The following is a 17726-nucleotide window of genomic DNA, read 5'->3' on the forward strand; positions in this document are numbered from 1 at the left end:
CGCTGCGCCCGGTCGTTCAGGTCCATGCCTGCACCACTCCCGTCTCCCTCGACGCACCGGAATGTTACGCGTGGGACATCTTGACGGCCGCTGGAGCGGATGCCACGATTCCGGCGCCGCCGAGTTCACGTAAACATCCGCTGCATCGGCAGCTCATGTTTACGTAAACATGCGGGACGCCGAGCCGCCACCTCCTGAAAGGCACGTCGATGCGCAAGACCCCTGCCGAACGCCGCCTCACTCCCCGGCTGCGTACCGCCTGCGTGGCGGTCGCGATCGCCGCGATCAGCGGTGCGACCCTCGCCGGCACCCCCGCCTCCGCCGCCGCGCCGAAGAACACGTCCCAGTTCAAGGGCGTCAACTGGGCCGACCCCCGCGACAACTACGCCAACGACCCCGTCGTGCTCTCCGGCCTGTCGCTCTCCGACAGCTACGCCCGGACCTACGCCAAGGCGAGCCGGATCATCTCGGCGTTCCGCGCCAACCTCGGTGCCAACACCGTCCGGCTGCCCATCAACCCGTACACCGTGAACGGCTCGTACTGGAAGTCGTACCGGGGCGTCATCGACGCGGCGACGGACAAGGGCTTCAAGGTCATCGTGTCCTACTGGGAGGGCACCGGGGACCAGAAGGACGGCTTCATCGACGACGAGGCCACCTACTGGCCGATGTGGAACACCGTCGTCAAGACCTACAAGCACGACGAGCACGTCTACTTCGAGCCGATGAACGAGCCCCACGGCTACACCGACGCCCAGTGGGCCGACCTCGCCGCGAAGTGGCTTGCCACCTACCCCTCCGTCCCGCGCGACCGGGTCTTCGTCAGCGGTGCCGGCTACAACGACCACGTCACCTCGGTCTGCGCCGACCCGCGGCTGAAGGGCACCTATCTGTCGCTGCACCACTACGGGTTCTGGAAGGACTACGCCACCTACGACCAGTGGGTGTCCGACCTCAAGGAACGCCTGGGCAACTGCGCGAGCCGCACCGTCGCCGACGAGTTCGGCGCTCCGATGACCACCGGCTTCGACTACGACAAGCCGGACGCCACCAACAACTCGGTCAACTTCATCCAGGCCGACACCGACACCTTCCGCAAGCTCGGGATGGGGTCCGTCTACTGGCCCGGACTGCGCACCGACGACACCTACTCGGTCCAGAAGCTGACCGGCCCGGCCGCCCGCCCCTGGCTGGCCACCACCAACCAGTCCGGCGCCGACCGCCTCGCCTGGGCCTGGGGACGCGGCAAGCCGGTCCAGCCCTGACCCGGCCCCCTCGCGGACGCGGGACGGCCCCGGACCCGCTCGGATCCGGGGCCGTCCCGCCCCCCCACACACACCTGACCGCTACGGCTTGATGCCCACGCCGGTCCACAGGCTGACCTCGGCGTCCGTGGCGTCCGAGTCGCCCTCCGGGCGCCAGCGGTGGCCGACGGAGACACCGGGGTCGAGCAGGTCGAGCCCGCTGAAGAAACGGGCGACGTCGTCCCGCGAGCGGAACTGCACCGGAGTGCCGGCGTTGGTGTAGATGTCGGTGACCTTCTGCCAGGTCGCCGGGTCGAAGTCGGGTGTGCAGTGGCTCAGTGCCAGCGCGCTGCCCGAGGGGAGCACCGCCAGCAGCCGCTCCACGATGCCGTACGGGTCCTTCGCGTCCGTCACGAAGTGCATCAGAGCGTTGAGCGACAGGGCCACCGGCCGGTCGAGATCCAGGACCTCGGCCAGCGCGGGGGAGTTCAGCAGCGCCGCCGGGTCGTTCACGTCCGCCTCGATGTACGTGGTGCGGCCCTGCGCGGTGCTGCGCATCAGGCGCTCGGCGTACTTGAGGACGAGCGGGTCGTTGTCGGCGTAGACCACCCGCGCCTCGGGGACCACGGACTGGGCCACCTGGTGCAGGTTCGGCTCGGTGGGGATGCCGGTGCCGATGTCCAGCCACTGGCGTATGCCGTGCTCCTTGGCGAGGACGCGGGTGGCGCGGTGCATGAACGCCCGGTTCTCGCGGGCGCACACGAAGATCGCCGGGTAGACCGACGCGACGGTCTCGGCGGCCAGCTTGTCGACCTCGAAGTGGTCCTTGCCGCCGAGGTAGTAGTCGTACATCCGGGCCGAGTGGGGCCTGCTGGTGTCGATGTCCCGCGCGGCGTGCGAGTTGGTCATCCTGTCCCTTTCGAAGTGGTGCGGTGGGGGTGTGTGGCGGTCAGGTGATCGGCGAGGCCCCGTTTGACGCCCGCGATGAACGCGGTGATCTCCTCCGGGGTGTAGATCAGCGCCGGGCCGGCGGGATCCGTCGACTGCCTGAGCGCCACGCGGCCGTCGGCGAGTTGCTTCGTCTGCACGCACTGGCCCCCGTTGGGACCGCTCCACGGAGACTCCCAGCCCTGTTCGCCGAGGTCCGCCGCCGGCATGCCGTTGTAGACGTCGCGGACACTGCCGTCGATCGGGGTCATGAGTACTCCTTTCGCATGCGGTTCAAAAGCCCCCTGCTGTCCACGTCCGAGGTCAGCAGGGACATGCGGTTGTGCGCCTCCAGATGCGCCGCCACGTCCGAACGCTGGTCCAGGTACATGGCACCGGAGAGGATCTCGCTGTAGACGATGTCCGGCAGCTCCCGCTCCTCGAACCGGAAGTAGGTGAAGGGGGCGCACGCCCCCACATGGGCGCCGGCGGTGAACGGCACGACGTCGACGCTGACGTGCTCAAGCTCCGAGACCTCAAGCAGCCGGTCGATCTGCTCCCGCATCACCTCGGGGCTGCTCACCACCCGGTGCAGCACGGCCTCCTCCATCACCACCCACAGCGTGGGGGCGTCGGATCTGTCCAGCAGGCCCTGGCGGCGCAGTCGCAGGTCCACCCGCCGCTCCAGGTCCTCCTCGCTGCCGTTCGGGAGGCCGCCGCGCAGCACGGCACGCGCGTAGGCGTGGGTCTGCAGCAGGCCCGTCACATAGTGGGGCTCGTAGGTGCGCAGGGTCGTGGCCCCGCTCTCAAGGCTGACGTAACCGCTGAACCAACTCGGCAGCACATCGCGGTACATGTGCCACCAGCCGGGCTCGTTGGCCCGCTCGGCGAGGGCGACGAACTCCTCGATCTCCTGCTGGTCCGCCCCGTACGTCTCCAGCAGCTTCTCCACGTACAGCGGCTTGAGGGCGACCTCCGCCTTCTCCAGGCGGCGAATGGTCAGGGACGTCACCCGCAGGGCCCTGGCCGCGTCCTCCAGTGACACGCCCGCACCCTGGCGCCGCTCCTGCAGGCGCCGGCCGAGGATCATGCGGAGAACGGTGGGTGCGCTGGAGCCACTGCCCGCGCCCGGCCGACCTTCGTTCACGTCCTACCTCCTGAGGGGCCGTCACTGAACAGGTATCGAAGGTGACTTGGTGAAGTCAGCACACCGATACCGGCGCCATGAAATTATCAGGCAGCTGGTTGCAGGTTGAACTGCCCTGTGAGCATAGTTACTTGTGTGATTCGTTACGACGATCACAGCGCGCCCGCTCTCCTGGAAGGCAACCGCCGTGTCCCCCCACACGACTTCCTCCCCGCAGCTCTTAGACGCCGCGAACCCGGAACGAACGCACTGGCTCGAACTGCCTCCGCACCGCTCCAGCATCAAGGTCGCCCGTCGGTCCATGAGCGCGCGGATGGGCGCGTGGCGCCTGCCGGGCGATCTGTGTGCGGACGCCGTCCTGCTCATGTCCGAGCTGGCCACCAACGCCCTGCGGCACACGCTCAGCGCGCGGATCCTGTGCGGCATCGGCCTCGTCACGGACGGGTGCCTGCGCCTGGAGGTGCACGACCACGACTACACGGGCGTCGGCCTGCCCCGCTGCGAGCCCGGCCCCGACGACGAGGGCGGCCGCGGACTGCTCCTCGTGGAGGCCATCGCGGACACCTGGGGGGTCGACCGGTCCAGGCTCACCGGCGGCAACGCCGTGTGGGCGAACCTGCGGGCCTGGACCTGAACCCGCCGCTCCAGAAGGCGAGTTCAGTCCTTCGCGGGCGTCAGCTCGGCGAGCAGCAGCGTCCGGTCGTCGGCGCCGGCCGCGCCGGAGGGGGAGCGCAGCAGCCGGCGGCACAGGGCCTGCAGCCGGTCCGCGTCGTCGTCGGCCGAGGGTTCGAGGGAGGCCGTGTCCACGGCGCGTGCGAGGCGGCTGATCTCCTGGTCGATGTCGGCGTCGCGGGACTCGACCAGGCCGTCGCTGTAGAGCACGAGCAGGGCCGGTTCGTCCACGGTCAGCACGGTGGCCTCGTAGCTGCCCGTGCCCAGCCCGAGGGGCAGACCTGGACTGGTGAGCGGGACCGGCGCGGTCCTGCCGGAGGGGCCGCGCAGCAGTGGGGGAGGGTGGCCCGCTCCGACCAGCGTGCAGGTGCGCTGCCGGGCGTCCCACTCGGCGTAGATGCAGGTCGCGAAAGAGGCTCCCGGGGTGTCGCAGGCGAGCGCGTCGAGGCGCCGTACGAGATCCGCGGGAGGGATGTCGAGCCCCGCCAGGGTGCGGACCGCGGTGCGCAGCTGGATCATCGCGACGGCGGACTCCGGGCCGTGCCCCATGGCGTCCCCGACGACCAGACTGACCCGGTCCCCGGGTCGTTTCAGCACGTCGAACCAGTCACCGCCGATGATGTTGCCCTGCCCGGCGGGAAGGCAGCCGTGGGCGATGCGGCACCCCTCGGCCTCGTGGGCGGTGCCGGGCAGCAGGCTGCCCCGGATGGCCAGGGCGGTGCGGCGCTCGCGCTCGTAACGGCGGGCGTTGTCCAGGGCTATGGCGGCCCGCGCGGCCAGCGACTCCACGGCCACGATGTCCGCGGGCCGGAAGGGGGCCCGATCCGCGCCGCGCGTGCAGGCGACGAAGCCGACCGCGGTGCCCCGCAGATGAAGCGGGACGACGAGGAAGGACGAGACGCTCAGCAGGTCCTCGATCCGCGTGTCGCCGCCTCCGGAGGCCGTGAGCCGCTCGGAGGTGTGGGTGTCGACCGCGTCGAGCAGCTGCGCGTGTCCGGCGGCGAGGGCGCGCGCGTACGGAGTCTCGCGCGGGAAGACGATGACCTCGCCGGCCGGCAGCACCCCGTCCCAGTCCTCGGCCGCGTCCGTTCCGACGCGCAGCGCCAGGCGGCGTGCCTCTATCTGGGGCGGATCCGCGGCCGGGTACGCGTTCTCCTCGCGCAGCCAGCGCTCCAGCAGGTAGACCGACGCCGCGTCGCAGAATCCGGGCGTCAGCGCGTGCACGACATGACTGCCGGTCAGCCACAGCTCGAGTTCCGAGCCGATGGCGTCCGCCGCGGGGGAGAAGGCCGACCGTCGGGGCGAAGGCGGGTCGGCGGGTGTGTCGTTGGTGCGGCTGCGAGGTTCGTTCCGCAGGGGTCGTGCCTTTCCGGGTGGGGGCTCCGGACGCACGGTGATCGGGATGGCTCGCCGCGCGTCGTCGGCAACTATATGATGACGCGTCAAGACCCCCGGCCGGAAAGGGAGTTGTCGTGCCGGACAGCGCAGGAATCGAACCGGGGACGGATCCGGACAAGGCGAGCGTCGCCCGTATGTATGACGCCATGCTGGGCGGGCAGCACAACTTCGCCATCGACCGGGAGGCCGTCGCGGCCTTCACCGCCATCGATCCCCAGGTGCGCACCCTGGCCCGGGCCAACCGCGCTTTCCTGGGACGAGCCGTGCGCTTCCTGATCGAGGCCGGGGTGCGGCAGTTCATCGACCTCGGCTCGGGTATCCCCACCCAGGGCAACGTCCACGAGGTGGCGCAGGCCGCGAGCCCCGGCGCCCGTGTGGTCTACGTGGACAACGACCCCGTGGCCGTGGCCCACAGCACCTCCCTGCTCGCCGACAACCCGGACGCGGACATCGTCGACGCCGACATCCGGCGGCCGGCCGACGTCCTGGCCTCCCCGCAGGTGCGGAAACTGATCGACTTCGATCAGCCCGTGGCCGTACTGATGAACGCGATCCTGCACTTCGTCACGCCCGAGGAGGACCCGGCCGGCATCGTGGCCGCGTTCCACGACGCCCTGCCCGGCGGCAGCTGGCTGGCGCTGACCCACGCGACCAACCAGGACCGCCCCGACACCGCGGACGCCGTCGGCAAGCTGTACCGCTCCCGCGCCACCTCACCGGTCAGCGCCCGCTCGCACGACGAGATCCGCGGACTCTTCGCCGGCTTCGACCTCGTGGACCCGGGCCTGGTCTACGTGCCGCTGTGGCGCCCGGCCCCCGACGACCTGATCCCGGACAAGCCGTCGGAGTACTGGGTGTACGCGGGAGTCGGCCGCAAGGGTCCCTAGCCGATCCCCGGCCGGGCGGCCCGCTCAGCACTGCGGGATCTGTGACTTCCAGGTGCCCGGGCCGCCGGTGTTCAGGTACCAGTCGTTGACGTAGCCGTCGCCGATGCCGTTGTCGACCCGCATCCAGTAGCGGTAGCCGTGCCCGTCGGCGTCCGGGTCACCGGTGGTCCAGCAGTCGATGCCGAGTTCGTCCCCGTTGTGGTGGTGGCCGAAGACCGGGGACTCGGACGCGCCGTACCTGGGGGCGGTGCGTACGGCCAGATAGGACCCGGCGTCGATGCCGGTGACGTTGGCGCACACGGCCGGGTCGCCGGAGATGCTGCACGAGTGGATCGCGGCGCCGGCCGGCCCCGCGCCGGCAAGGACGGCCGCGGCCGCGGCGGTGAGAGCGACGCCCGTCGCGGTGAGGGCACGCAGACGCTTCATCAGGGTTTCCTCCGTTGGTTCGACCGGTTCGACCGGTTCGACCCGATCGACCCGTTCCATTGGTTCGACGGGATCAGGCGCACTGGGGGATCCGGGACTTCCAGACGTTCGGACCGCCGCTGTCGAGATACCAGTCGTTGACGTAGCCGCTCGCGCTGCCGGTGGAGACCTGCATCCAGTAGCGGTAGCCGTGGCCGTCGGCGTCCGGGTCGCCGGTGGTCCAGCAGTCGAGCTCCAGCCACTGCCCGTTGCCGAACCGGGCCACCGCCCCGGCGCCGTAGCGCGGTGCCGTGCGCATCACCAGGGACGAGCCCGCATCGATGTCGATCACTTGGGCGCAGCGCGCCGGGTCGCCCGGGCCCGCGCCGGGGCACGGGCGCGGATCGGCCTGCGCGGGCCCCGCCGTGAGCAGCCCGGCCCCGGCGAGCAGGGCGACGGCCGCCCCCGCGGCGGCCGCCGATCCCAGCCGGGACCGGATCGGTCGTGGTGTCAGCATCGGGTCCTCCATTCGATTGCCGATGATCAACGACGATGGCATCGAACGAGGCAGGAAACATCCTGTGATGTCTCAGGGTCTCAGGGTCTCAGGGCCTCATGGTCCGGTGGACGTCGGAGATCTCCCGGATTTCCGGTCGGATATGTCGATCCGGGCGGCTGCCGTTCGTGTGGAGGGTGGGAGGCCGGCACGGGGCCGGTCACGAAGAAGGGCTGTGATGACGATGACCCGGGTATCCACGCTGCTCACCGGCCTTGGCCTGGTCGAGTCACCCCGCTGGCACGGTGACCGGCTGTACTTCTCGGACTGGACCGCCGGCGAGGTCGTCGCCGTCGACCTGGCCGGACGCAGCGAGGTCGTCGCCCGGGTGCCGTCGCTGCCCCTGTGCACCGCCTGGCTGCCCGACGACCGAATGCTGATCGTCTCGTCCGGGCAGGGACGGCTGCTGCACCGCGAGCCCGACGGCAGCCTGGCCCTCTACGCGGATCTCGGCGTCCCGGGCTGGAACGACATCGTGGCGGACGGCCGCGGCAACACCTACGTCAATCGCGCCCACTTCGACCCGATGGCGGGGGAGGACGCACGACCCGGTTCCGTCCACCTGGTCGCCCCCGACGGCTCGGTGCGCGAGGTGGCAGACGACATCGCCTTCCCCAACGGCATGGCGGTGACCGCGGACGACTCCACGCTGATCGTCGCCGACTCCTACCGTCACCGTCTGGTCGCCTTCGACATCGAGGCCGACGGACGTCTGTCCGGCCGGCGCGTCTGGGCCGACGTGGGCGAGGGCACGCCGGACGGGATCTGCCTCGACGCGGAGCACGCCGTCTGGTACGCCGACGTCCCCCACCGGCGCTGTGTGCGCGTCGCCGAGGGCGGCAAGGTCCTGCAGACCGTGACGCTGGACCGCGGGGCGTTCGCCTGCGTGCTCGGCGGTCCCGAGGGCAGGACGCTGTTCATCACGGCGGCCCGCTGGCAGGGCATGACGGAGGCCGAGTTGGTGGCACCCGGCACCGGTCAGGTCCTCTCCGTCCCGGTCGAGGTGCCGGGAGCGGGCCGGCCGTAGCACCGGCCGTGCCTTACAGGAACGGCGTGCCCGCGTCGAGCCCCGACAGGACCCTGCCGTACAGCTCCAGGTTGGTCGCGGGGTTGACGAAGGGCGCAGCCCGCCTGGATCAGGGCCGTGAAGGCGGTCGAGCCGCACCCGGCGGCGATCTCGGTCAGCGCGTCGACCTGGGTGCGCAGCCGGGTCTGGTAACCGCCGTACCGCCAGGGGACGTTCATCCGGTAGATCCCGCGTCCGTGAGCGCCGCGACGACCTCGCCCGGCACGTTGCTCTCCTGTTCGGTACGCAGGGCCCGCTCGCGGATGAAGGGATGGATCGCCGCACGACGGGCCCTCACCGTGACGCGGAAGGTGCGAGGTGTCAACGGCGCGTGCGCGGAGCCGAGTGGGAACGGAACAGCTCTCAGCCACTGCCCAACTGGTCCGCGAGGCAGGCGAGATAGAGGGCCATGGTGGTGCGATGGTCGCGCAACGGCCGGCCGGTGATCTGCTCGATCTTGTTCATACGGTAGACGACGGTGTTGCGGTGGATGTGCAGGGCGGCGGAGGCCCGTACGAGGTTGAATCCGCTCTCGCACCAGGCGGTGATCGTGTCGCGGAGCGCCGGCCAGTCCGGCTGGGCGCGCAGATCGCCGGTGGTGAGGTCGACCAGGCGGTTGCGGGCGGACTGGGTCACCGAGGCCAGCACCTGATGCACCCGGAGCTCGGCGATCAGATGGACGGGAGGGCCCGCACCACCCTTCGGGTGCGGGGTTCCCCAACTCGCCTCGCCCGCCGGGCTCCCGCCCAGGCGCAGGGCGTCACACGCGTCCTGGTAGGAGTCGTGCAGGGAGCCGACCGAGGAGGCGGGCTCGCCGATGCCCACGCGGGCGGTCATCCCGTCCTGCGCGGCGATGAGGTCGACGACCCGCCGGCAGTCGGTGACCAGGGCCGCCGTCCGGTGCCGGGCCGTGCAGCGGTGCAGGACGCCGATCCGGCCGGGAGCGGTGCCGGCGACGATGTCCTGCGGGTCGGCGAAGACCTCGCGGACGGTGCGCAGCAGTTCCGTGCGGACCAGTGCCACGTCCTGGGTGGGGGCGCCGTTCCGGCGGCGTGCGGCCCCTTCGGGCACGGTCACCTCGATGGCCACCGCGACCCGCCGCAGCCGCAGGTCGAAACCGAGTTCGGCGGCACGGAACACCAGGAAGTCGCCCTCGACGACCTGCGGATCGTACGAGGCGATGTCGGCGAGCAGCTTTTCGGCCGCCCGCTCGGAGAGCAGACGGGAGCGCAGCATCACGGACTCCCTGAGCAGGATCTCCGTCTGGCGCTTCACCAGCAGTCCGAAGCGGCGTACCTGGGCGGGGGTGCCGGTGATCCCGACGGTGCCCACCGCCTGACCGCCCGCGACCAGCGGCAGGGTGACGCCGGGGCGCACCCCGCGCAGCTGCTGGGCCTGCGAGGCGTTGTGCGTGGCCGGTTCCTGGGTGCGCACGACCTCCACCGACGCCTCGTGGAAGGAGCCGACGCGACTGCTGTCACCGCTGCCGATGACCATGCCCTCCGCGTCGGTGATCAGCACGTTGAAGCCGATGACGGCGGAGGTGTCGCCGGCGATCTCCTGCGCGAGTGACGGACTCAGCACGACTGTTCCTCCCGTCGGACAACGGGCCGAGGACTGGACGCACCGTACAGGCGATCGGACGAGCACGGCCACAAGTTCGTACGAAGTGAACGGTGACGCACACCTGGACCGATCTCTAGCGTATGGGCCCAACCGATATCCCCGCCGGGGGCACAGCGCGGTGAACGGCGGGCTCCTCAGGCCGATACGGAAGGCCCATGCCGATGATCCGTGTGCGCTCGCTCGCCGTCGCTCTGTCAGCGACGCTGATGTTTTCCACGGTCGCCGCCTGTAGTTCGGACGGCGACGACTCCCCGAAGAACGTGTCCGCGAAGACCGCCGCCCTGGGCACGCTCACGCCCGGCGTCATCAAGGTGGCCGTCCAGCCCTACGCGCCCTACACCACCGTCCAGGGCGGCAGAATCGTCGGCCTGGACGGCGACATCCTCGCCTACGTGGCCAAGAAGCTGGGCCTCCAGGTCAAGCCGCAGGTAACGGACTTCGCCGGCATGCTCGCCGGAGTGCAGTCCCGCCGGGTGGACATGACCATCGGCGGTGTCGCCTGGTCCGCCGACCGGCAGAAGCAGGGACTGTTCACCGACCCGCCCTACTACTCGCCCCCGGCGATGGCCGTGCGCAGCGGCAAGACCTACAAAACGGTGAATGACCTCAAGGGCCTCAACCTGGGCACGGTCGAGGGCTACGTCTGGGTCAAGTCCATCCAAGCCGTGCCCGGCGCCAGGCTGCACGCCTACCCGGACGCCACCGGCGTGTTCGACGACCTCGGCGCCGGCCGCGCCGACGTCGGCTTCCTCGACCCGCTGATCATCATCGCCGCGCAGAGACAGCGCCCGGAGCTGAAGATCAGGACGGAGTACCTGACGCCGCCGACCGCAGCCGAGGTCAAGGCCAAGCCCGCCTACGCGTACTTCCAGCCGTACCAGACCGGCTTCTACCTCCCCAAGAAGGCCACGAAGCTGGAGAAGGCGGTCTCCGCGCAGATCGACGCCATGTACACCAACGGCGAGCTGGCCAAGCTCGTCAAGAAGTACGGCGGCGACCCGGAGCAGTTCCTCAAGCCCGCCGCCGACATCGCCACCGCACGCCGCGGCGTGGACCGGCCCGGCAACTGGACGCCGCCGTCCATCGGCCAGTGAGAACCAGTGAGAACCAGTGAGAAGCAGTGCGAACCAGTGACGATCACAGAGGATCAGTGAGGAGCTGACATGTCAGGACTGTTCCAGGTCCCCTGGTCCGACTACCGGGCCGACCTGCTCGACGCGCTCTGGCGCACCGTCTCCTACACGCTGGTCAGCTTCGTCGGCGCGGTCCTCCTCGGCCTGGCCGTCGCGCTGCTCCGGCTGAACCGGGCCTGGCCCGCACGGGCCGTCGCCGCCGTCTACACCGAGGTGTTCAAGAACGTCCCGCTGCTGGCCATCATCTTCCTGACCTACTTCGGTCTCGCCTCGGCCGGGATCCGGCTGGACGTGTTCACCGCCGGCTGCCTCAGCCTGATCGTCTTCTACGCCGCCTACCTGTCCGAGATCTTCCGCGCCGCGATCAGCGGTGTACACACCGGACAGACCGAGGCGGGCGAGGCGCTGGGCCTCGGCAGGGCGGGCATCTTTGCCCAGGTCGTACTGCCACAGGCCGTCCGGCAGGCCATGCCCGGCACCAACACCATGCTGGTCGACCTGCTCAAGTCCACCTCGCTGCTCGTCACCGTCTCCGCCGCCGAGCTGATGTCGGAGGGCCGCCTCATCACCTCGGCCACCTTCCGGGCACTGGAGGTGTACCTCGTCATCTCCGCCCTCTACTTCGCCCTGTGCTACCCGCTCTCCCAACTCCTCCTGCTGCTGGAGCGGAAGGTGCGCGCCGGCATCCCCCTGTCCCCCTGGCGACGGCGCCGGATGCGCGCCGCCCGCGCGCTGCTCGCCGCCGACCTCGGCGCGACAGCCGACCCGAAGGAGGCGGCCGTATGACCGAGCCCGTCACCACGGCGAAGACCGTGCCACCGGCCACCACCGAGGTGGTCGTACGGATCGACGGCCTGAGCAAGTCCTTCGACGGCCGCCTGGTACTCGACAACGTCGGCCTGGAGGTCGACCGCGGCCGCATCGTCAGCGTCATCGGCCAGAGCGGCGGCGGCAAGACGACCCTGATGCGCTGCGTCAACCTCCTCGAACGCCCCGACCGGGGAACCGTGGAGGTGGCCGGCGAGGTGGTGCACAGCGGCGGCCGCACGGTCTGCCGCGACCTGCCCCGGCTGCGCCGTACAGTCGGCATGGTCTTCCAACGCTTCAACCTCTTCCCGCATTTGACGGCCGTGGAGAACGTCGTCCTGGCGCAGCGCAGGGCCGGTGTGCCGCAGGACGAGGCGCTGGAACGGGCCGTCACGCTGCTGCGCCGGGTCGGTGTGGCCCACCGCGGCCTCGCCCAGCCCGAGCAGCTCTCCGGCGGAGAACAGCAACGCGTCGCCATCGCCCGGGCGTTGGCGCTGCGCCCCGAGGTGCTGCTCTTCGACGAGCCCACCTCCTCCCTCGATCCGGAGGCCACCCGGGAGGTGCTCGGCGTGATGCGTGAACTGGCCGCCGACGGCATGACGATGCTGCTGGTCACCCACGAACTGCCCTTCGCCCGTGAGGTGTCCGACCACCTCGTCTTCGTCGACGGAGGGCGCATCGTGGAGGAGGGCGCACCACGGGACGTCCTCGACCGCCCCGCCCAGGCCCGCACCCGGGAGTTCCTCGCCGCGTACGAGTCGGCCTCATGACCGCCCCCGTGGTGGTGCTCGGCGGCGGCGTGGTGGGACTGTGCACCGCGTACTACCTGGCCGAGGCGGGCCTCGCGGTGGAGGTCGTCGAACGGCGCGGTCTGGGCTCCGGGGTGTCGAGGGGCAACGCGGGCTGGATCTGCCTCAGCCACTCGACGCCGGTGCCGGCACCGGGAGTCGTACGGTACGCACTGCGCTCGCTCGGCCGGCCGGACTCGCCCCTGTATCTACGGCCCCTGCCCGACCCGGCCTTCGTCCGCTGGCTGTGGCGGTTCTGGCGCAGCAGCACACCGGCCGCCTTCCGGCGCGGCTACGCGGCGGTCGCCGAGCTGAACCGCACCACCTTCGACCTCTTCGACGGCCTGCGCGAGGCCGGCGTCGACACCACCCTGACCCGCCCCGGCATGGTCCACGCCTTCCTCTCCCCGGCCGAGGCCCGCCACCACCTCGCCGTACAACGGGAGATGGCCGACGGCCGCTACCCGCTCCCCGACGACGTCACCACCGGGGACGAGGCCCGACTTCTGGACGACGCGCTGTCGCCCGGGGTGCGCGCCGCCTATCTCGTCGAGGGAGAGGGCGTGGTCGACCCGGAGGCCTTCGCCCGCGGCCTCGGTCGGGCGCTCGCCGCGGCCGGGGTGAAGGTCCACGAGAACGCGGAGGCGTTGGGGTTCAGGACCACCGGCGGCCAAGTCACCGCGGTGCGCACCGACTTGGGTGAGATCCCGTGCGACGCGGTCGTGATAGCCGCCGGCATGCGCTCGTCCAGGCTGCTGGGGGCGCTGGGACACCCGCTGCCCCTCCAGGCGGGCAAGGGCTACAGCTTCTCCGTGGACCTGGACCCCGCTCCCAGGCACACCCTCTATTTCGGCGAACGCAGGGCGGTCGCCTCACCGATCGCCGGCACGACACGGATCGGGGGCACGATGGAACTGAGCGGCAACAACAACCGCCTGGACTGGCGCCGCGTGGTCGCCGTCGCCCTCGCCAGCCGGCACTACCTGGGCCGCTGGTTCGACGACCCGGACGACCTCGTCGGCCTGATCCGCGACCCCTGGGTCGGCGGCCGGCCGTTCCTCCCTGACGGGCTCCCCGTCATCGACCGTGTCCCCGGCCACGACAACGCCTTCGTGGCCACCGGACACGGCATGCTCGGCGTCACCCTCGGCCCGGTCACCGGCCACACCCTCACCGAGTACGTCCGCACCGGCAACCGCCCCCGGGCCCTGGAACCGTTCCGCTTCGACCGACTGCGCCATTGAGGAACGCGGTGGTTGTACGGCGACACCCGGTGAGGTATCCATGCCGCATGCTGCGAGGCGACAGAGCCGGTCCGCGGGCCCGGCACGAGGACCGCTCCCGCGCGGACCGGGCCGCGCAGGTGTCGCCGCGGGATGCGGGAGGACGGCCATGACACCGGCGGAGGAACGGTTCGACGACCTGGTGACCGAGTTGCTCGGCCTCCCCGCGGTCACTCCGCCCGGCGGCTCCGGCTCCGGCTTCGGCAGGACCGCGCTGCGGGTGCACGGCAGGATTTTCGCGATGCTGGTCCGCGGACGGCTGGTGGTGAAGCTCCCCAAGGAGCGGGTGGACGCGCTGGTCGACGCGGGGGAGGGGGACAACTTCGACGCCAACAAGGGCACGCCCATGAAGGAGTGGTTCAGCCTCTCCCCGGCCTCCCCCCTGACCTGGTCGTCCCTCGCCCGGGAGGCCCTGGCGTTCGTCGGCGGTCAGCAGAAGGGCGGGTGAATCGCGATGCCCGCCGTCCCGATCGCCGCTACTGTCCCGAGGACCGCATGATCCTTCGGAGGGGCGACGTGGACTACTTCTTCTACTGCCGGGACCGGCCGGGAACATGGGCACTGCGGTCGGAACTGACCGAAGATCACTGGGCGTTCATGGACCGGTACGCCGACACGATGATCGCGCGCGGCCCTACGTTCACCGCCGACGGCACCGCGGTCACCGGGAGCATGCACATCGTCGGCCTGCCCGACGAAGCGGCCGCGCACGAGTTCGCGTTCGAAGAACCCAACCACAAGGCCGGTGTCTACGAGGAGGAGGTGCTGGTACGGCGCTGGCGGAACGTCCTGGGCCGCACCATGTGGGAGTTCACGGGGGCAGTGGCCGGACACCGACGTTTCCTGATCATCGCGCACGGCAAGCCGGGCACGACCACGGCCCACGCGCCCCTCGACGCGGCGCACCACCGGTACCTCGACCGCGGATACCGCGAACACCTCATCGCCTACGGCCCGTTGCTGTCCCCGGACGGCGGCGCATGGACGGGCACGGCCCTGCTGGTCGAACTGCGGGACAGGAGCGCCGCCGAGACGATGATGGCGGACGAGCCGTACGCCCGCGAGGGCCTCTACGAGAGCGTCGAGATCCACGACTGGCAGTTCGGCGGGCGGCCTGCGGCCTAGCGAGGTCCGCGGTCATTTGTTGCGGCAGGCGCTCTTGACAACATGCGTACTGTTTCGCGACGTTTGATCCTCGGCGTACAGTTCGGAACCTGAGGGTCAACCGCGGAACGACCGTGTACACGGCGTGGAATCGGCTGATACTCAAGGAAGTGGTAGGACGCGGACCATGAGCCGCGGGGGGACGTCACCGGGGGGAGCGGTCGCCGATGCGATCAGTGAACAGGGGTCCACACGCTCTACCGGCCCGTGCCGCGGTCGGAACGTCACTCGCGGAGCCTGTGGAAGGGCGGATGATCTGACGTGGATGTCACGATCCACAGAGTCGACGAACTGAACGCCTCGCTGCGCGCGGCCTGGCACCGCGCGATGGACGAGTCGCCCGAGTACGCCAACCCTTTCCTGGCGCCGGAGTTCGCGCTCGGGATCGGCCGGTACCGCGCCGGAACCAGGGTCGCGGTCCTGCGTGAGGACGGGCGGCCGTCCGGCTTCCTCCCCTTCGAGCGCAACGCCTTCGGCGTCGGCAAGGCCATAGGTCTCGGCCTCTCCGACTGCCAGGCGCTGGTGCACCGCCCCGGAGTCACCTGGGAGGCCCAGGAACTGCTGAAGGCCTGCGGCCTCTCCATCTTCGAGTTCGATCATCTCGTGGAGGAACAGAAGCCGTTCGGACGGCACGTCACGGGGATGTTCGCCTCTCCGGTCGTCGACCTGAAGCCCGACGAGAGCGGTTACGCCCCGTGGCTGCGCGGCGCGTATCCGGGACTTGCCAAGACGACGCTGAAGAAGGAACGACGCATCGGGCGGGACGTGGGCGAGCTGCGCTTCGAGTTCGACGAGCGCGATCCGCGGATGCTGCACCGGCTCATGCAGTGGAAGTCCGCCCAGTACCGCAGGACGGGCCGGATGGACCGCTTCGCCCGGCCGTGGATCGTCGACCTGGTGAACCATCTCCACCAGGTCCAGGAGGAGCACTTCACCGGTGTGCTGTCGGTGCTGTACGCCGGTGACCGGCCGGTCGCGGCGCACTTCGGGCCCAGATCGCGCACGGTGCTCGCCGCCTGGTTCACCGCGTACGACCCCGATCTCCACTACTACTCGCCCGGGCTGATGATGCATCTGCGGACGGCGGAGGCGGCGGCCCGGCACGGGATCACGCTCATGGACCTGGGGCGCGGCGACAAGGAGTACAAGGACTGGCTCAAGACCCGGGAGCTGCGCGTGGCGGAAGGGTTCGCCAGCCGCCCCCACCCGGTCGCCGCGGCCCACCGGCTGTGGCGCAGACCCGTGCGGGGCCTGCGGAACACGGTCAACGCCCACCCCGAGTTGCGCGCCCCCGCCGACCGCCTGCTGAAGACGGTCGGCACACTGCGCACGTCGAGACGGACGGACTCCGGCACCGCGGGGCCCCGCGCCCGCTGAGCGCACATCGACGGCTGCCGTGTCGGCGGCTGCCCGCAGCCGCCGATGGCCGTCGGCGTCCGCCGGCAGCGAAGTCCGGACCGCCTGCCGGAGCAAGGGTGTAAGCATGTAACACACGCCCTTGGGCAAGCGGAAAGGTCGATCCGTGGCCGACACACTCTCCGAGCCCGACCGCTCCCACGAGGAGCAGGCCGCACTGGACTCCTACTCGCAGATCGTCACCTCGGTCGCCGCCGAGCTCACGCCGAAGGTGGCGGCACTGAACGTCGCGCACCGCCGCCCCAGCGGGCGATTCGTGCGGGGGACCGGCTCCGCGGTGGTCTTCACCGACGACGGCTTCCTGCTCACCAACGCCCATGTCGTCGGGCATTCCGACGCCGGTACGGCGTCCTTCGCCGACGGCACGACCACCCCCTTCCATGTGATCGGAGCCGACCCGCTCTCCGATCTCGCCGTGGTCCGTGCCGACGGACCGACCCCGCCTCCGGCCAGGTTCGGCGAGGCCGACGCCCTGCGGGTGGGGCAGCTGGTCGTGGCCGTCGGCAATCCGCTCGGACTGACCGGCAGCGTCACCGCCGGCGTGGTCAGCGCGCTGGGCCGGTCACTGCCGGCGAGCGCGGGCGGGGCCACCCGCGTCATCGACGACGTCGTCCAGACCGACGCCACCCTCCATCCGGGCAGCTCGGGCGGCGCGCTCGCCACGGCCGACGGCAGGGTCGTCGGCATCAACACCGCCATCGCCGACGTCGGCCTCGGCTTGGCTGTCCCGGTGAACGGCACCAGCCGCCGGATCATCGCGACCCTCCTCTCCGAGGGCCGGGTCCGCCGCGCCTACCTCGGCCTCGCCGGCATCCCCGCCCCGCTGCCGCCGCTGCCGCGGGCCCGCACCGGCCGGCCCACGGGCCTGCGGATCATCGAGGTCGTGCCCGCCTCCCCGGCCGCCCGCGCCGGCCTCAGGGACGGCGACCTGCTGATCACCGCCCACGGCGCACCGGTCACCAGCGCACAGGCACTGCAGCGACTGATGCTCGAGGACGCCATCGGTCGGCCGCTCCCCCTGACCGCGCTGCGTGGCGACGCCCTCGTCGACGTCATCGCCACGCCCACGGAGCTGGTCGCGGACGACTGACGCCGAGCCGCACACACTCGCCCCGGGGAGCCCGGCCGTGTTGCCGAAACAGCAACAGACATCGCCGTCAACGTTCCGTCCGCCGGATGATCGTCGTCCACGCACCTGGTCACGCTC

The 17726-nt window shown here is 70.8% G+C and carries 20 protein-coding genes; 12 read left to right on the top strand and 8 right to left on the bottom strand.

All coding sequences use genetic code 11. The features are described 5' to 3' along the window. Nucleotides 1-209: 209 nt before the first annotated feature. Nucleotides 210-1265: a glycoside hydrolase family 5 protein gene (locus tag OG870_RS43075; RefSeq protein ID WP_266526367.1), complete on the top strand. Its 1056-nt coding sequence runs from the start codon at nucleotides 210-212 to the stop codon at nucleotides 1263-1265. A gap of 81 nt (nucleotides 1266-1346) precedes the next feature. On the opposite strand, the gene OG870_RS43080 is transcribed toward OG870_RS43075, so the two are convergent. The 3 genes from OG870_RS43080 to OG870_RS43090 are packed head-to-tail and all read right to left on the bottom strand — an operon-like array spanning nucleotide 1347 to nucleotide 3318. After that, nucleotides 1347-2153 carry an SAM-dependent methyltransferase gene (locus OG870_RS43080; RefSeq protein WP_266587255.1) on the bottom strand — a complete coding sequence of 269 codons (807 nt, stop codon included), beginning with the start codon at nucleotides 2151-2153 and terminating at the stop codon, nucleotides 1347-1349. Further along, nucleotides 2150-2443 (bottom strand): DUF397 domain-containing protein, encoded by a 294-nt coding sequence (locus tag OG870_RS43085; RefSeq protein ID WP_266841811.1) that lies wholly within the window; start codon nucleotides 2441-2443, stop codon nucleotides 2150-2152. Before OG870_RS43085 ends, OG870_RS43080 begins: the two co-directional genes overlap by 4 nt. After that, a complete protein-coding gene (locus OG870_RS43090) occupies nucleotides 2440-3318 on the bottom strand; it encodes a helix-turn-helix domain-containing protein (protein ID WP_266526364.1) in 879 nt (292 codons plus the stop codon). Before OG870_RS43090 ends, OG870_RS43085 begins: the two co-directional genes overlap by 4 nt. 187 nt (nucleotides 3319-3505) lie before the next feature. Between OG870_RS43090 and OG870_RS43095 the strand changes: the two genes are divergently transcribed. Continuing rightward, entirely contained in the window at nucleotides 3506-3952 is a 447-nt protein-coding gene (locus OG870_RS43095) for an ATP-binding protein (RefSeq protein ID WP_266526362.1), read from the top strand. Nucleotides 3953-3975: 23 nt separating this feature from the next. Here OG870_RS43095 and OG870_RS43100 read toward each other — a convergent pair whose 3' ends face one another. Beyond that, a complete protein-coding gene (locus OG870_RS43100) occupies nucleotides 3976-5382 on the bottom strand; it encodes a PP2C family protein-serine/threonine phosphatase (protein ID WP_323179408.1) in 1407 nt (468 codons plus the stop codon). Nucleotides 5383-5462: 80 nt separating this feature from the next. Between OG870_RS43100 and OG870_RS43105 the strand changes: the two genes are divergently transcribed. Further along, nucleotides 5463-6275: an SAM-dependent methyltransferase gene (locus OG870_RS43105; protein WP_266587257.1), complete on the top strand. Its 813-nt coding sequence runs from the start codon at nucleotides 5463-5465 to the stop codon at nucleotides 6273-6275. 24 nt (nucleotides 6276-6299) lie between these two features. Here the strand turns inward: OG870_RS43105 and OG870_RS43110 are convergent, their stop codons facing one another. Further along, nucleotides 6300-6701 (bottom strand): hypothetical protein, encoded by a 402-nt coding sequence (locus OG870_RS43110; protein ID WP_266587259.1) that lies wholly within the window; start codon nucleotides 6699-6701, stop codon nucleotides 6300-6302. Nucleotides 6702-6774: 73 nt separating this feature from the next. Continuing rightward, the gene (locus OG870_RS43115) at nucleotides 6775-7197 is read right to left on the bottom strand and encodes a hypothetical protein (RefSeq protein WP_266526356.1); all 423 of its coding nucleotides are present in this window, start codon (nucleotides 7195-7197) and stop codon (nucleotides 6775-6777) included. Nucleotides 7198-7414: 217 nt separating this feature from the next. On the opposite strand from OG870_RS43115, the gene OG870_RS43120 reads away from it, so the two are divergent. Next, nucleotides 7415-8263 carry an SMP-30/gluconolactonase/LRE family protein gene (locus OG870_RS43120; RefSeq protein ID WP_266587263.1) on the top strand — a complete coding sequence of 283 codons (849 nt, stop codon included), beginning with the start codon at nucleotides 7415-7417 and terminating at the stop codon, nucleotides 8261-8263. Nucleotides 8264-8477: 214 nt separating this feature from the next. Here the strand turns inward: OG870_RS43120 and OG870_RS43125 are convergent, their stop codons facing one another. Further along, the gene (locus OG870_RS43125) at nucleotides 8478-8600 is read right to left on the bottom strand and encodes a hypothetical protein (protein ID WP_327692077.1); all 123 of its coding nucleotides are present in this window, start codon (nucleotides 8598-8600) and stop codon (nucleotides 8478-8480) included. A 65-nt stretch (nucleotides 8601-8665) separates the two neighbouring features. Further along, complete coding sequence (locus tag OG870_RS43130) at nucleotides 8666-9886, bottom strand: CdaR family transcriptional regulator (RefSeq protein ID WP_327692078.1); 1221 nt, start codon at nucleotides 9884-9886, stop codon at nucleotides 8666-8668. Between the two features lie 197 nt (nucleotides 9887-10083). On the opposite strand from OG870_RS43130, the gene OG870_RS43135 reads away from it, so the two are divergent. From OG870_RS43135 to OG870_RS43170, 8 genes are all read left to right on the top strand, one after another. Beyond that, nucleotides 10084-11022: a substrate-binding periplasmic protein gene (locus OG870_RS43135; protein WP_266526348.1), complete on the top strand. Its 939-nt coding sequence runs from the start codon at nucleotides 10084-10086 to the stop codon at nucleotides 11020-11022. Between the two features lie 69 nt (nucleotides 11023-11091). Continuing rightward, the gene (locus tag OG870_RS43140; RefSeq protein ID WP_327692079.1) at nucleotides 11092-11847 is read left to right on the top strand and encodes an amino acid ABC transporter permease; all 756 of its coding nucleotides are present in this window, start codon (nucleotides 11092-11094) and stop codon (nucleotides 11845-11847) included. Continuing rightward, nucleotides 11844-12638: an amino acid ABC transporter ATP-binding protein gene (locus OG870_RS43145; protein WP_327692080.1), complete on the top strand. Its 795-nt coding sequence runs from the start codon at nucleotides 11844-11846 to the stop codon at nucleotides 12636-12638. Before OG870_RS43140 ends, OG870_RS43145 begins: the two co-directional genes overlap by 4 nt. Beyond that, nucleotides 12635-13900 carry an NAD(P)/FAD-dependent oxidoreductase gene (locus OG870_RS43150; protein ID WP_327692081.1) on the top strand — a complete coding sequence of 422 codons (1266 nt, stop codon included), beginning with the start codon at nucleotides 12635-12637 and terminating at the stop codon, nucleotides 13898-13900. Before OG870_RS43145 ends, OG870_RS43150 begins: the two co-directional genes overlap by 4 nt. 148 nt (nucleotides 13901-14048) lie before the next feature. Further along, the gene (locus tag OG870_RS43155) at nucleotides 14049-14387 is read left to right on the top strand and encodes a hypothetical protein (RefSeq protein ID WP_266587271.1); all 339 of its coding nucleotides are present in this window, start codon (nucleotides 14049-14051) and stop codon (nucleotides 14385-14387) included. A gap of 47 nt (nucleotides 14388-14434) precedes the next feature. Then, nucleotides 14435-15064 (top strand): YciI family protein, encoded by a 630-nt coding sequence (locus tag OG870_RS43160; RefSeq protein WP_327692082.1) that lies wholly within the window; start codon nucleotides 14435-14437, stop codon nucleotides 15062-15064. 300 nt (nucleotides 15065-15364) lie between these two features. After that, nucleotides 15365-16480 (top strand): GNAT family N-acetyltransferase, encoded by a 1116-nt coding sequence (locus tag OG870_RS43165; RefSeq protein WP_266526338.1) that lies wholly within the window; start codon nucleotides 15365-15367, stop codon nucleotides 16478-16480. Nucleotides 16481-16625: 145 nt separating this feature from the next. After that, nucleotides 16626-17609 carry a S1C family serine protease gene (locus OG870_RS43170; protein ID WP_266526336.1) on the top strand — a complete coding sequence of 328 codons (984 nt, stop codon included), beginning with the start codon at nucleotides 16626-16628 and terminating at the stop codon, nucleotides 17607-17609. Nucleotides 17610-17726: the final 117 nt, after the last annotated feature.

The sequence above is a fragment of the Streptomyces sp. NBC_00461 genome, assembly GCF_036013935.1.
Taxonomy (GTDB): domain Bacteria; phylum Actinomycetota; class Actinomycetes; order Streptomycetales; family Streptomycetaceae; genus Streptomyces.

Bases quoted from the DNA above. Each gene is read 5' to 3' on its own strand.
- OG870_RS43075 (WP_266526367.1), top strand. From the start codon at position 210: ATGCGCAAGACCCCTGCCGAACGCCGCCTCACTCCCCGGCTGCGTACC.
- OG870_RS43145 (WP_327692080.1), top strand. From the start codon at position 11,844: ATGACCGAGCCCGTCACCACGGCGAAGACCGTGCCACCGGCCACCACC.
- OG870_RS43120 (WP_266587263.1), top strand. From the start codon at position 7,415: ATGACGATGACCCGGGTATCCACGCTGCTCACCGGCCTTGGCCTGGTC.
- OG870_RS43080 (WP_266587255.1), bottom strand. From the start codon at position 2,153: ATGACCAACTCGCACGCCGCGCGGGACATCGACACCAGCAGGCCCCAC.
- OG870_RS43140 (WP_327692079.1), top strand. From the start codon at position 11,092: ATGTCAGGACTGTTCCAGGTCCCCTGGTCCGACTACCGGGCCGACCTG.
- OG870_RS43155 (WP_266587271.1), top strand. From the start codon at position 14,049: ATGACACCGGCGGAGGAACGGTTCGACGACCTGGTGACCGAGTTGCTC.
- OG870_RS43160 (WP_327692082.1), top strand. From the start codon at position 14,435: ATGATCCTTCGGAGGGGCGACGTGGACTACTTCTTCTACTGCCGGGAC.
- OG870_RS43150 (WP_327692081.1), top strand. From the start codon at position 12,635: ATGACCGCCCCCGTGGTGGTGCTCGGCGGCGGCGTGGTGGGACTGTGC.
- OG870_RS43110 (WP_266587259.1), bottom strand. From the start codon at position 6,701: ATGAAGCGTCTGCGTGCCCTCACCGCGACGGGCGTCGCTCTCACCGCC.
- OG870_RS43135 (WP_266526348.1), top strand. From the start codon at position 10,084: ATGCCGATGATCCGTGTGCGCTCGCTCGCCGTCGCTCTGTCAGCGACG.
- OG870_RS43115 (WP_266526356.1), bottom strand. From the start codon at position 7,197: ATGCTGACACCACGACCGATCCGGTCCCGGCTGGGATCGGCGGCCGCC.
- OG870_RS43085 (WP_266841811.1), bottom strand. From the start codon at position 2,443: ATGACCCCGATCGACGGCAGTGTCCGCGACGTCTACAACGGCATGCCG.